This is a genomic window from Bradyrhizobium sp. BWC-3-1 (assembly GCF_032917965.1).
Taxonomy (GTDB): Bacteria; Pseudomonadota; Alphaproteobacteria; order Rhizobiales; family Xanthobacteraceae; genus Bradyrhizobium; species Bradyrhizobium canariense_D.
Genome location: NZ_CP136625.1, coordinates 2,198,581 through 2,211,777, shown reverse-complemented (window position 1 = coordinate 2,211,777; position 13,197 = coordinate 2,198,581). Strand labels below are relative to the sequence as shown.

Below are 13,197 nucleotides of genomic sequence, written 5' to 3'. Positions count from 1 at the left end.
CGAAGCAATCCAGACTGTCACCGCGGACGCATTCCTGGATTGCTTCGCTTCGGTTGCAATGATGGTCACTAGCACCGTTTACTTGTTAAGGAAATTCAACGGCAAACCGCTGCGCGGCCAGTCCATGGCGATCAGCTCGCCCTTGCCGGAGAGGGTGATGTAGGCGGTCTTCAGCTCGGGGCCGCCGAAGGCGATGTTGGTGGTGACGCGGTCGCCGGTCGGGATCTGCTCGACCAGCGTGCCATCGGGCGCGATCACCGAGATGCAGCCGGAGACGAGGGTGGCGACGCAGACATTGCCGTTGGCTTCGACCGCCAGCGAATCGAACATCTGGTAGCCGCCGAGGCCGCAGATCGGTTTGCCCCGCTCGCCGCGATAGATCGCGTCGCGCGGCTTGAGCGTGCCGGGCGCGGAGAGCTCGTAGGCCCAGAGCCGGCCCGTCGGCGTCTCCGCGATGTAGACGGTGGTCTCGTCCGGCGAGAGGCCGATGCCGTTCGCCGGCAACACGCCGTGGACGACCTCGACGATCTCCTTCATGCCGGGCTTGAGATAGTACATGCCGCCGACGTCCATCTCGCGCGCGCGGCGCTTGCCGAGATCGGAGAACCAGAGGCCGCCCTGCTTGTCGAACACCAGATCGTTCGGCCCGCGCAGATCGTGCTCGCCGCATCTGGTCACGACGGTTTCGATCTGGCCGGATTGCAGATCGACGCGCTGGATCGAGCCGCCGAGATAGTCGTCGGGCTGCGGACCCGGCATGATCATGTTGCGGGTCGGGATCCAGGAGAAGCCGCCATTGTTGCAGATGTAGATCTTGCCGTCGGGGCCGAGGGCTGCGCCGTTCGGGCCGCCCGGAATCTTCGCGACGACCTCCTTGCGCCCGTCGGGATGGATTCGGGTCAGGCGCTGGCCGCGGATTTCCACCAGCACGACCGAGCCGTCCGGCATCACGACCGGCCCTTCGGGAAATTCGAGGTCGGTGGCGAGAACGCGGACGTTGGACATGTGGGGACCCTCCCGGCTGCTTGTTATGACTTGCGCGGGATGTCCGGCACGGGCCCCACACGCAAGATTGCCTGCGGTTATGACAAAGTCACCGGGGCTTGCCAAGCAAGCCGGATGGTATGCCAGCGTTGCGCGCTAATCTCGCACGGGTATCCAAATCTCCAGGCCGCCATTGCCGGTGGCGGGATCGAATTTCTCGTCGTAGCGCTCGAAGTTCGGCGCATCGGCAGCCTTCAGGCCGGAGGCCGGCAGCCACTGATTCCAGATCGCGTTGACGGTGCGCCTGATCGAGGCGACGTGGTCGGTGTGGGTGAACACCGCATAGCGCTGCTCGGGGATGCGGATACGGCCGAAGGGGCGCGGCAGTTCGGAGAAATCGGCGACCTCGACGCCGGCAATGTAGTCGAAATTGCCGGCATCGTCGCCGTTGCAGCAGACGCCATAGGCGACCGGTCCAACGCGCGCGGGAATGTCGGCGACCTCCTGGTGGAAGCGCTGCCACAGTCCAGGAATGGCCGCGCCGTTGTCGCAGGAGATGCGCTCGCTGATGCCTGCGACGAGGAAGGCCTTTGTGGTTTCGAAGCGCGGGTTGGCGAGTTTGTCCGAGATGGTTGAATCCATGAGGATCGGCTCCTGAAGCTTGAGATGGCCGGTGCATTGCGCGGCGCGCACCGCTTCGGGCGTGGTGCCGAACTGGTCGCGGAACGCGCGGGTGAATGCTTCGTGCGAGCCGTAATCGGCCTCCAGCGCCAGCGACAGGATGTCCGGCGCGCCATTCGCAAGACTGCGCGCCGCTTCGCTCAGCCGCCGCGCGCGCACGTACCGCATCACCGGCAGGCCGGTGGCTACGGCAAACGCGCGCACGATGTGGAACCGCGACACGCCCGATATCGCAGCGATCTCGTCGAGCGTCATCGGCTCGGCCAGATGGCTCTCGACATACCAGAGCGCGCGCTGGGCTGGGTTCATGGCGTTTCTCGTTCGAAGCGCGACCATGATGCACGGAAGTCCGCGGGTTTCGCTTGATCGGCGTTGCGGTCCCGCAGGAGGATAACGCCGGAACAGCCACTGGCAACGTCCGGGCGTTCATGGCTACACTCGGGACGTCCTTGAAACCGCTCACAAGAAAGCAGGAGGAACCGCGTCATGAAAATCACCGATGTGCGGGCGCACCATATCCGCATCCCCTATGACGCTGGTGTCGCGAGCTTCCGTCAGGGCGCCTCCGCCATCACCGCCCTCGACATGGTGATCCTCGAGGTCACCACCGACGCCGGGCTCACCGGCTGGGGCGATGCCTTCGCCTATGTCTGCCCCCGCACCACGCGCAGTGCCGTCGAGGAAATGATCGCACCACAAGCCCATGGGCTGCAGGTTCCTGATGCCGCCGGCATCCCCGCGGTGATGGACCAGATCCAGCGCAATCTGCATCTGTTCGGCCGTTACGGCATCACCATGTTCGCGATCTCCGGGCTCGACATCGCGCTGTGGGACCTCGCCGCCAAGATCGAGGGCGTCCCGCTGAACCGCCTGCTCGGCGACACCAGGCGCTCGGCCATTCCGGCCTATGCGAGCCTGTTGCGGATCGGTTCGCCCGACAACATCGCCGCCGAATGCAAGAAGGCGCTCGCACTCGGCTATGGCGCCATCAAGCTGCACGAGACCACGGCGCCGGCGGTGTTTGCCGCGCGCGCGGCGATCGGGCCCGGCATTCCGCTGATGGTGGACATGAACTGCCCGCTGTCAGGCGAGCAGGCGGTCGCGTTCGCCAGGACATGCGGGGACGCGCAGCCGATGTTCCTGGAAGAGCCGGTCTGGCCGCCGGAGGATTTTGCGGCGCTCGCCGAGGTCCGCAGCAAGGGCGGGCTCGGCGTCGCCGCCGGCGAGAACGCCTGCACGGAATATCAATTCCGCCAGATGATGGAGGCGGGCGCGGTCAGCCACGCCCAGCCGTCGGTGATCAAGGTCGGCGGCATCACGGAATTTCTGAAGGTTGCGGCGCTCGCGGATCGGCAAGGCGTCAAGATCGTTCCGCACTCCCCGTATTTCGGCCCCGGCCTGCTGGCGACCTTGCATCTCCTGGCGGGGCGCGACGACGGGTTGGTCGAGATGTTTTACCTGAAGCGCGAGGCCTGCCTCTGGGGCGGCCGCGCCGATGTCGATGCCACCGGCCATGTCGCGGTGCCGACCGGACCTGGGCTCGGCTATGAGCCCGACCGCAGCGTCATGGAGCGATATCGCGTCGCCTGAGCGCGGCGCCTATTTCGCCGCATCCTTCGGCGGCGGCGCATCCTGTTTCTTCTTCACATCCTCCGCGGTCTTCGCCTGCGCGGCCTGGAGATCGCCGAGCATCTTCTGCAAGCCGGCCACGGTCGTCTTCAACGCATCGATCTGGCGAGCCGCGGCGTCCAGCTTCTGCTGGTGATCGAGGTTGAGCTTGGTGATCGTCTTCTGGAGGAAGTCGACGTTGCTCTGGAGGCAGCTGGTGCGGCGCTCCATGGTCTTCTCGACGGTGCAGATCTCGATACCGGGCACGTCCTGCGCGCGGACCGGCACAATCGCCAGCGTAGCGAGCAGCAACATCGCGAAACAAACGACGGCGCTTCGAAGCAGCATACAGGTTCCTCGTCAAATCAATCACGGCAATGTGCGCTTTTTGCACGCAGCCTGTCGAGGCTACCACACTCGCACCGCATTCTCGCGTTGAGCTTGCGGCTGTTCCCTCGCACGGGGAGCGATGATCTGCACGCGGAGGAAATGGGCACTCTTTCCGCGGCTTTGTTTAAGGGAGTTTTTTGATGGCAACGCGCGACAGACGACTGGCGGAATTCGACGGCGCCGGAGAACCGCCGCCCGGCCTTGCAGTCGAAGTGCTGTGCGAGGACCACAGCGGAACGTATCAGCTGCCGTTCGCCTGCCGCTATATCGAGGGACGCTGGCAGAACCACGCGGCCGGCGTCGCAGTTGAAGCAACCGTCATCGGCTGGCGCGTCCCGCGCATGAAGCATTCGGGCGTGGCCTGAGCACTGATTTCTGTCTCAAAATGCAACGGGGCCGCGTCCCGGCTTTAACCTTCGGAACGCGGCCCGAACGAATCACGTCCGAATCAGCCGTAGCGCCCCGTACGCGCCTGTTCACGGCTAGATGTCGCAACCGGCCAGCGCGCGCATACAATATCTGCACAGCGCGTGAGCGGGCTCAGCCCACCACGGGCGTCAAACGTTAACGCCTTCAATGACATGACCGCGGGGTGCGGCGGTTGGATGCTCGCTCCCAAAACAGGCAGATGGCACCCGGCCTGCCTAATATTCGACCTCGAGCTCCTCGATCTCGGCCGGCTCATCCCGTGCCGCCGCGATCCATTCCTTCATCTCCGGCATGGCCATGATGGTATCGGCATAGGCCTGCAGCTGTGGCTCGAGCTTGACGTTATAGGTCACGAAGCGCGTCACCACCGGGGCGTACATCGCGTCAGCCATGGTGCGGGTCTCGCCGAACAGGAAGGGCCCGCCCGATTTGTCCAGGCAGTCGCGCCAGATCGCCCAGACGCGATCGATGTCGGCCTGCGCGCGCGACCAGATCTTGAAGCCGGGGAAGTGCCCCTTCAGATTGACCGGCAGCGAGGCGCGCAAGGTGGTGAAGCCGGAATGGATTTCGCCGCAGATCGAGCGGCAATGCGCGCGCTGAACGCGATCCGCGGGCAGCAGCCCGGCATCCGGCATCGCCTCGTTGAGATATTCGGCGATCGCCAGCGTATCCCAGACGATCGCGCCGTCGTGCCGCAGGCACGGCACCAGGATCGACGACGACAATAGCAGGATTTCGGCACGCGCCGACGCGTCGTCCGGCGCGGTGACGATCTCATCGAAATCGAGCCCGGAAAATTTCGTCAGCAGCCAGCCACGCAGCGACCAGGACGAATAGTTCTTGCTGCTGATGGTCAGTGTCGCCTTCGCCATATGGCCTTCCCTCACGCCTAAGACTTGCACCCGCCTGGACTGCGGGAGTGCGCACCGCCTGTGCTTCCCGCCAAAAGAGCAGCAAGCGACGTGCCAATCTTGAGGACGGCCCATCTCCGGTTTGGCTCCGATATTGCATAGCAGCACGGGGACAGGTGGGCGTTTCAGTATGATGTCGATGTATTATCAGGCCTTTCAGAACCATATGGACCTGACGGCGCCGTGGCGGTCGGGGGCTTCGTCCGCACTCAAATTCCTCAATCTGGTGCCGCAGGGCTTATCGGATCAGGTCGTCGGCCGGCTGTCGGCCGCGCTGGAGTTGATCTCCCGCTCCACCCTCACCTATCACCGCCCCGCCTACGGCATCGACAGCGTCATGGTCGGCAATCGCGAGGTCGCCGTAACCGAGGAGATCGCTTACGCGACCCCGTTCGGCTCGCTGCTGCGTTTCAAGAAGGAAGGCGTGGGCGAGCAGCCGCGCATGCTCCTGGTGGCGCCGATGTCCGGCCATTTTTCGACGCTGCTGCGCGGCACCGTGAAGACGCTGCTGCAGGATCACGACGTCTACATCACCGACTGGCACAATCCACGCGACATTCCCCGCAGCGAGGGCCGTTTCGGGCTCGACGACTACACCGAGCATCTCATCGACTTCCTCGGCCAATTAGGCCCCCGCCCGCATATGGTCGCGATCTGCCAGCCCTCGGTCTCCGCACTCGCGGCCGCCGCGATCATGTGCGAGGGCAACCATCCTTCGCGGCCGGCGACGCTGACGCTGATGGCCGGCCCGATCGACACGCGCATCCAGCCGACGAGGGTCAACGAATTCGCCAAGAGCAGGCCAATCGACTGGTTCGAGCAGAACCTGATCAACTACGTGCCGATGCAGTGCCGCGGTGCCCTGCGGAAAGTCTATCCCGGCTTCGTGCAGCTCACCGCCTTCGTCTCGATGAATCTCGAGCGCCATATCAAGCAGCACATCGATCTCGCCGATCACATCGCCAAGGGCGAGAAGGAGAAGGCGGCCAGCATCAAGACCTTCTACGACGAATATTTCGCCGTGATGGACCTGCCCGCGGAATTCTACATCGAGACCGTGCGAGACGTGTTCCAGGAGCATCTTCTGCCCCAGGGCAAGCTGATGCATCGGGGACGTCCGGTGAACACCAAGGCCGTCAGCCGCATGGGGCTGATGACGGTCGAGGGCGAGAAGGACGACATCTGCTCGATCGGCCAGACGCTGGCCGCGCAAGACCTCTGCACCGGCGTACGCGCCTACCGCCGCGTCCACCACATGCAGGCCGGCGTCGGCCATTACGGCGTGTTCTCGGGCAAACGCTGGAACAACGAGATCTACCCGCTCTTGCGGGATTTCGTGCACGTGAATTCGTAACCCGTCAGCCCCTGGCCCGTACGTCACGTGCGAACCTCAACGCGCAATTGCAGTGAGGCGACCGGAGATGGGTCAGGATCGAGACGTCTCTCCTGACCAAACGGCTAGCTAAACAAACCGCACGTGCCTAATGCACTTGCTTGAGCAGCTCTCTGGCTTCAACGACTTCGGGAAGATTGCGCTCCGCATCGAATTCAGCGAGCACGGGAGCGAGCACCTCGGATACCGCGCCCGCTCCGCCATTTGTCTTATGCAGGCGTGCAAGTCCAATGGCGCTGCGCAGCTCGAAAGTCTTCACCCGTTGGTGCCGTGCGATTTCAAGCGCTCGGCTTAGCGCAGTTTCGGCCCTGGCTAGGTCCGAAGGATCATGACGCAACAAAAGCTCCCCGTAGACGCGATGCAGCTCGGCATCAAGCCAATGCTGACCGGATTGCCCCGCCCATGCGATCAATCCGCTCAAGATTTCCAGCCCGTTTTCGAGTTGGCCCGACTCTGCATCCGCCATAGCGACATGCATCCCCCAAAACGGCTCACAGAGGTAGCAGTCATTCTCGTGCAGCAAGGTCCAGCCGCGACGCATTTCCGTTAGCCCGGCCATTCCGTCGCCGGCGCGCCACTTGGCCAGGCCATTCAGGTAGGTGCCGGCGGCCACATACAGCGGCATCGTGTGGTCGCGAGCGAGACCAAGCGCCAGGATCGTCTCTGTTTGCTGCAACATGCCCCCGCATAGTCCGTCGAACACAGCTCGATGAACAAGCGCATTGGCCTGAGAAAGCGCCCGTTTTTCTCCGGAAGCACTTATCGCTTCCGCGGCGAGGCGGCGTGCGCGGGCGATCCTGCCAAGCGGCCAAAGCACCAGGGCAAGAAACCTCATGATCACGAATGGGAGATCCAGCGCCGAGCCCCTGAACGTCGCGGGATCCGGCTCGTCACCATAGATCTCTAGTGCCTTCTCAAGATGTACTCTCGCGTTCAAGTAGTCGCCCCCGAACCAGCAGGTAACCCCGCCCGTCCAATGTGCAACGACGGCGGCCACCGGTGAGGCCGGTCGCCGGTCAGCGGCGTTCACGATGGCATCCACCAGCGCCTGCATCGGCGCGAGTTCGCCGTGTGTCAGGCAGGCATTGAAGAGACCCGAATGGACCGGCGCAAGTTCAACCGGATCATTGATGTCGGCTGCGAACTGTCGGGCGCGCGTCCATGCGGCGACCGTTTCGGGAGCGCTGTGCCCGAGGCTGCCCCGTAATGCACGGCCATATGCGATTTGAAGATGTAGCCTACCCATCATCCGGTCGTGCTCATCGGGCAGGTCATCGGCGATGGCAATCGCCTTGCCGAGATGTGCAATCGCCTCGGAATAAGCGGAGCGTTTCAGCGCCTGCAGGCCCGCCTTGCGCCACCATTCGAGGGCGACCTCGCTCAGCCCCGCCTCAGTGAAGTGGTGTGCCAGAACTTCCGGCTCAGTCTCGGCGACGACTGGAAACTTCTCGCGCAGGACATCGCCGATGCGCTTGTGAAGCACCTGCCGTTTGCTCTTGAGCAGGCTCTCGTAGGCCGCTTCCTGAACGAGGGCGTGCTTGAAACTATAGTTTGCTTCGGGCGGAGCCCCGCGACGCACCAGCAGTTCGGCCTCTTCGAGTTGCGCTAGCGCAGCGCTCAGCGTCAGATCATCGCGTCCCGCCACATATCTCAGCAGCGCGTATGAAAAGTCGCGACCGATGGCGGCGCCTATCTGCGCTAACTCCTTGACGGGGGCCAGCCGGTCAAGCCGCGCCATCAGCGAATCCTGCAGCGTCGCGGGAATAGCGAGCGGCGGGAGCGGATTATCGAGACGATAGCGCCCGGCATCTTCGACGAGTAGCCCGGACTCCAGCACCATCTTGGTCAATTCCTCGACGAATAGTGGGATGCCATCCGTCCTATCGATGATCTGCTTCATCATCTCGCGTGGCAGCTGGCGACCAACGGCCACCTGTTCGACCAGCGCGCGCGAGTCCCGCCGATCGAGTCGGTCGAGCCGCAACAGACTGACGTTGGCAAGGCCCGACCAGGAGGGCTCGAACTCTGGCCGGGATGTCATGAGCACGAGTATCGGCAGTCCTCTGATACGATCGACCGCGAGATCGAACAGTTCAAGTGTCGTGGCATCGGCCCAATGCATATCCTCGCAGATAATCAGCAGGGGTTGCTCTCGCGCCAACCCCTCAAGCTGATCCAGAAGGGCGGCAAATGTCTGTCGCCGCTGCTGCGCCGGGCTCAAAGCCAGCGGCGGACAATGGTCGCCGGTGGGAATCGAAAGGAGAGCCGCAATGAGCGGTGTCGCTTGGGCGACCTGCTGTGTTCCAAGCGACAGCATTGCCTCGAGCTTGTCGAGCTTTTGCCCAGGCGTGTCGTGCGACCGGATGCCGGCGGCGCGCTCGAGCTGCGCGACAAAGGGATGGAGCACACTGTTGGTATGGTAGGGCGAACACTGATATCGCACCCGGCGGTGCGCCCCCAACGAGGGGCTTTCGGACAGGGTTGCGACAATGCGCGACTTGCCGATGCCCGCTTCGCCAGAAATCAATACCATCTGGCCCTGCCCCTGCCATGCCAGCCGCTGGCGCGAGAGAGTGAACTCGATCTCGTCCCTGCGGCCGACAAAACCGATCGAGCGTACCGCGCGGACCGCCTCGAAGCGACTCTCGGATGCGATCGCCCCCTCCACCGCCCAGACTGCGATTGGTTCGGCTATCCCCTTGACCTCACGGCGGCCGAGATTGCGAAACGTGAAGAGATCACCAAGCAGCCGGCGCGTCGACGAAGCAACGACGACCGCGCCCGGTTCCGCCAGGCTCTGGAGCCGAGCGGCGAGGTTTGGTGTGTCGCCGACGGTTGCCTGCTCCTCTGATGCATCTCCACTGATGAGGTCACCGACCACCACAAGCCCTGTCGCAATTGCGATGCGCAGTTCAACCCGTTCGTCGGCGCCCGTTTTGAGCTGCCCAATTGCGGAGATAGTGTCGAGGGCAGCTCGTACTGCGCGCTCCGCATCATCCTCATGCGCGCGAGGATAGCCGAAATAGACGAGTATTCCGTCGCCAACGAACCTGGCTATCCTGCCGTCATAAGCGGCAATGACGCTCGCGCAGGCGGCGCGGTAGGCCCGGATCACTTCCCACATATCCTCGGGATCGAGACGCGCCGAGAGCGCGGTCGAGCCGACCAGATCGCAAAACATAACAGTGAGGTGGCGCCGCTCGGCGTCCTGAGGAGGGGTCGGCGATGCGATCAACGCGGCTGGATCGAGGTCGGCAATAGCACGCAGCATTTTGCGGCGATGGCCTAGCAGGACTCCGAGCTTTTCAAAGTCCTCGTCCATCAGTTCGGGGAGGACGCCCACGTCGATTCCATTCTGGGCAAAACGCTCTGCGTATTGCCCAAGCCCCAGTTTCTCGAGCCACTCCGCAATCTGCATTGGCTCCACCGATCGTGTGGTTGGCGGTTAGCAGGATTTTGGACCACGGCGCGGGGACGATATCCCAACACCGCCATGATGGCACGTCTTGTTTGTTGTGCGATAATTTAGGTTACTCAGTACCGACACGGCTTCCAAGCCGGGTCGCCGCCCGATGCGAACGACTGCGCTACCAAAATCGTCTTCCCGCAGCGTTGGACGACAGAGGTTGCGATGAGTGGTCACTACTCACTCCGGACCTGAAATCGAATCCAACACTGCGGCTTGTGCACTCGTCATGACGCCAAGCAGACGTTCTTGCGTGAGCACAATTCCTTCATTGCTTGTCCATGCGCGCTTCGTAGTTGCGAGCCATCATGCCCGCCGCAACTTGGAGCGAGGAACCAACCACCCAACAGCCGGCAACAAAGGTTATCAGGCCATTGGCTGGGTTTTGATCAAGGACAAGGATGCTGACGGACAGAGTTGCGGCAATCGCGGCGCCGAACGTTCCAGCCGCACTCATGATCTCAGCCGGCTCGGAACCATTCCACTCTTCCAAGTTGCTCGAGATCGACTTCCGCGCGACACTGCGAGACAAATCAATTCCGACATAATAGCTGAGAGCTCCGTAGAGCATCGTTATCAGCACGATCCAGCCGCTTTCAAACAGTCCGCCTTTCTCACGCAACAGGGTCGCACCCACATAGAGGCCACAGGAGGCCCCAACGGCTGCGAGCCCAATTCTTTCAAGAAGATGGGCCGACCTGATCAGACCGGAACGAGCGATCCGAAGATTGCCGGAGCCCCTCGTTAGGGAAAATGCGCTGGAAACTGCATCACTAATTTTCATTGGGGGTCTCCTTCTTAGGTAAGTAGCGGCCTACCAGCCGACCCCGAATAGAGGCAGCCTCGTGGACGCGTTTTGCGATTGCCTTGATTCCAATTTCTGAAAAATCTGTGCTGAGTGATGGGGCTGGCTTGCTCGTGAGCAAGACGAGAGCCAATCCAAAGCTGCGAGCACGCGGCTACGCAGGCATTGCATCTCACCCGTGTCGGTCAGTTAGGTCCGGGTGCGGCAATTTCTTGCGGGAGTGATAGCTCGAAAGAGAGTGATGAAATATGAGACGGTTCACATAACGCGGTTCCCCGTCGCTCTATCCGATCACAATTTCCGGAGGACAAGTCTGCATCGTCGCGAGACCCGGAAGCACGGGAGCTGAATCAGTAAACAAGTTGTCCCGCGTCTCGCCGACATCAGATCTATCCCCTCATACCGTGTTTCGTGCACGTGAATTCCTGAAGCGCGAGCAAGCAATCAGCAGGATCGGACAAGGCAGCGCGGCTTTAGGAAAGACGCCGGCGCTCCGCCAGCCCTAACACACGGACATGCCGCTTTTGCCGGAGGCCAAGCCATGTCCGAACTTCCCACCCCCGCTGCAACACCCGCCGCGGTCGTCGATGCATTGAAGGCGGTCGCAGGCAATCCGCCGAAGGTGCGCGCGAGCTTCGCCAAAGGTCGATGTGTGCGCGGGACCTATGCCCCGTCCGACCGCGCGGCAGAGATTACGCGATCGCTGAGCTTCACAAAACCGTCGCGCGTGCTGGCGCGCTTCTCCGTCGGCGGCGGCAATCCTGGGATGACCGACACCAACAACCTCGTGCTGCGCGGCTTCAGCTTCAGGCTGGGCGACGACGCCCATCGCTCGGACATCCTGACGGAAACCGCTCCGGTGCATTTTGCACGGACGCTCGACCAGATGCTCGCCTTCCTCGAGGCGCGCATTCCGGGTGCGGACGGCAAGCCCGACATCAAGAAGGTCCGGGCCTTTTCGGCGGCCAATCCTGAAACACTGAACCAGGCGAATTACGTCGCGGCACGCCGGCTGCCCGGCAGCTTTGCCGGCACGACCTATTGGGGCGTGCACTCGTTTCCCGCGACGAACGCGAAGGATGAGACCCGCTTCATCAAGTTCAAGGTCTCGCCGGTCGGCGGCGACGTCACCTTGAGCGAGGACGAAGCGAGGGCGAAGTCGGCCGATTTCCTGCATGACGATCTCGCGCGGAGGATCGCAGCCGGCGACGTCCGATTCAACGTGCTGGCCTTGCTCGACCGTCCCGGCGATCCCACCATGGACGTGACCCTGCGATGGCCGGACGAGGACAACCGTGAGCAGGTGCGGCTGGGGACGATCGTCATCACCAGACTCGAGGCCAACGCGGCCTGCGACGGCTCCATCTTCAATCCGGTCAATCTTGCCGACGGCATCGGCCATCCGCCGGACGAGATCTTTGCGGCGCGCCGCACGGCCTACACGATCTCGCTGGCAAAGCGCCGGTAACTTCAAGTCTTGTCCCGTCCGCCATCCGTTTCGCGGCGCCACGCGCCCGGACTGACGCCGACGATGGACGAGAACACCCGCGTGAAATGGCTCTGATTGGCAAATCCGGCCGAGATGGCAATCTCGGATAACGGCAGGTCGCGGACTGTCATCAGTTGCTTGGCCGCCTTGACGCGCTGCTGGAGCAGCCATTGATGCGGCGGCAGGCCGGTGGAGATCCGGAACGCGCGTGAGAAGTGGCTGACTGACAGCCCAAGCTCGGTCGCGATCAGCTGCAGCGCGATCTTGCCCGAGAGATCGGAATCGAGCCGGTCACATGCACGCTTCACCTGCCATGGCGCAAGACCGCCGCGGCTCGGTTCCGCGGCTGGCTTCAGCCCACCATAGGTCTGGGCGACATGGGCGGTGAGCGCGAGCATCATGTGATCGACGAAAAGCTGGTTGGTCTCGTCGGGCCGACACAGTCCTTGCCGCAACGAGGCACCGACATGTCGAACGACCTCGTCGTCATGACCGACACCGGGCTCGTAGCTGAGCTCGCCTACGCGCGGCCCGCCCGGTTGCCTGGCAACGCTGTTGAGCGCCGAGCGCGGCAAATAGAAGAAGAGCGAGTGAAACGGCTTGTCGATCACATAGCGCGGGTCACGCTTGAGGTCGTACAGATAAGTCGCACCTGCGCGAACATCCGCCTTGGTGACACAGCGGCCCTCCTCCCAGCATTCGCAATCCGGATAGTCGCGGAGTTTCAGGCTGAGGAGATAGGCATCTTCCGCAGCCAGCGATCCGGAAATATCCGGTGTCGGATCGTCGTTGCGGACTTCGGTGACCGCGAGCTCGGCGCTGTGCAGCGAACGCGTGATCAGGACCGGTGCTTGCTTGGAGCGAAAGCCCTGCCCGAGCCTCTGCCCGTAGACGCCTGCTTGTGTCATTCTAGTAAATCCATCCGTAAAGGCACGTCTTCGCCGGCCTTCCCGAGATCCGCGCATTATCGGAGATCGCCGGCCGACGGTCCAGCTGCAGCGCATAACACGAAGCTGGCGCGGCCAGCCGTCGCACCGGGCC

Annotated in this window: 11 protein-coding genes; 4 read left to right on the top strand and 7 right to left on the bottom strand. The window is 62.9% G+C overall.

Annotated features, from left to right (window positions below):
* Nucleotides 1-78 precede the first annotated feature (78 nt).
* The gene (locus RX329_RS10705; protein WP_085385358.1) at nucleotides 79-1,005 is read right to left on the bottom strand and encodes an SMP-30/gluconolactonase/LRE family protein; all 927 of its coding nucleotides are present in this window, start codon (nucleotides 1,003-1,005) and stop codon (nucleotides 79-81) included.
* Nucleotides 1,006-1,140: 135 nt separating this feature from the next.
* Nucleotides 1,141-1,974 (bottom strand): AraC family transcriptional regulator, encoded by an 834-nt coding sequence (locus RX329_RS10700; protein ID WP_162496389.1) that lies wholly within the window; start codon nucleotides 1,972-1,974, stop codon nucleotides 1,141-1,143.
* Nucleotides 1,975-2,151: 177 nt separating this feature from the next.
* Here RX329_RS10700 and RX329_RS10695 point away from each other — a divergent pair, with 177 nt between their 5' ends.
* Entirely contained in the window at nucleotides 2,152-3,255 is a 1,104-nt protein-coding gene (locus RX329_RS10695; RefSeq protein WP_085385356.1) for a mandelate racemase/muconate lactonizing enzyme family protein, read from the top strand.
* Nucleotides 3,256-3,264: 9 nt separating this feature from the next.
* Here RX329_RS10695 and RX329_RS10690 read toward each other — a convergent pair whose 3' ends face one another.
* Entirely contained in the window at nucleotides 3,265-3,621 is a 357-nt protein-coding gene (locus RX329_RS10690) for a hypothetical protein (RefSeq protein ID WP_018454114.1), read from the bottom strand.
* 182 nt (nucleotides 3,622-3,803) lie between these two features.
* On the opposite strand from RX329_RS10690, the gene RX329_RS10685 reads away from it, so the two are divergent.
* The gene (locus RX329_RS10685; RefSeq protein ID WP_018454113.1) at nucleotides 3,804-4,028 is read left to right on the top strand and encodes a hypothetical protein; all 225 of its coding nucleotides are present in this window, start codon (nucleotides 3,804-3,806) and stop codon (nucleotides 4,026-4,028) included.
* Between the two features lie 279 nt (nucleotides 4,029-4,307).
* Here RX329_RS10685 and RX329_RS10680 read toward each other — a convergent pair whose 3' ends face one another.
* Nucleotides 4,308-4,964 carry a glutathione S-transferase family protein gene (locus RX329_RS10680; RefSeq protein ID WP_085361466.1) on the bottom strand — a complete coding sequence of 219 codons (657 nt, stop codon included), beginning with the start codon at nucleotides 4,962-4,964 and terminating at the stop codon, nucleotides 4,308-4,310.
* A gap of 169 nt (nucleotides 4,965-5,133) precedes the next feature.
* Here RX329_RS10680 and RX329_RS10675 point away from each other — a divergent pair, with 169 nt between their 5' ends.
* Nucleotides 5,134-6,357 carry a polyhydroxyalkanoate depolymerase gene (locus RX329_RS10675; RefSeq protein ID WP_018454111.1) on the top strand — a complete coding sequence of 408 codons (1,224 nt, stop codon included), beginning with the start codon at nucleotides 5,134-5,136 and terminating at the stop codon, nucleotides 6,355-6,357.
* Nucleotides 6,358-6,484: 127 nt separating this feature from the next.
* Here RX329_RS10675 and RX329_RS10670 read toward each other — a convergent pair whose 3' ends face one another.
* Complete coding sequence (locus RX329_RS10670) at nucleotides 6,485-9,814, bottom strand: adenylate/guanylate cyclase domain-containing protein (protein ID WP_018454110.1); 3,330 nt, start codon at nucleotides 9,812-9,814, stop codon at nucleotides 6,485-6,487.
* A 316-nt stretch (nucleotides 9,815-10,130) separates the two neighbouring features.
* The gene (locus RX329_RS10665; RefSeq protein ID WP_018454109.1) at nucleotides 10,131-10,646 is read right to left on the bottom strand and encodes a hypothetical protein; all 516 of its coding nucleotides are present in this window, start codon (nucleotides 10,644-10,646) and stop codon (nucleotides 10,131-10,133) included.
* Between the two features lie 562 nt (nucleotides 10,647-11,208).
* Between RX329_RS10665 and RX329_RS10660 the strand changes: the two genes are divergently transcribed.
* Nucleotides 11,209-12,135 (top strand): catalase family peroxidase, encoded by a 927-nt coding sequence (locus RX329_RS10660; RefSeq protein ID WP_317245854.1) that lies wholly within the window; start codon nucleotides 11,209-11,211, stop codon nucleotides 12,133-12,135.
* 2 nt (nucleotides 12,136-12,137) lie between these two features.
* On the opposite strand, the gene RX329_RS10655 is transcribed toward RX329_RS10660, so the two are convergent.
* Nucleotides 12,138-13,064 (bottom strand): AraC family transcriptional regulator, encoded by a 927-nt coding sequence (locus RX329_RS10655; protein ID WP_317245853.1) that lies wholly within the window; start codon nucleotides 13,062-13,064, stop codon nucleotides 12,138-12,140.
* Nucleotides 13,065-13,197 lie beyond the last annotated feature (133 nt).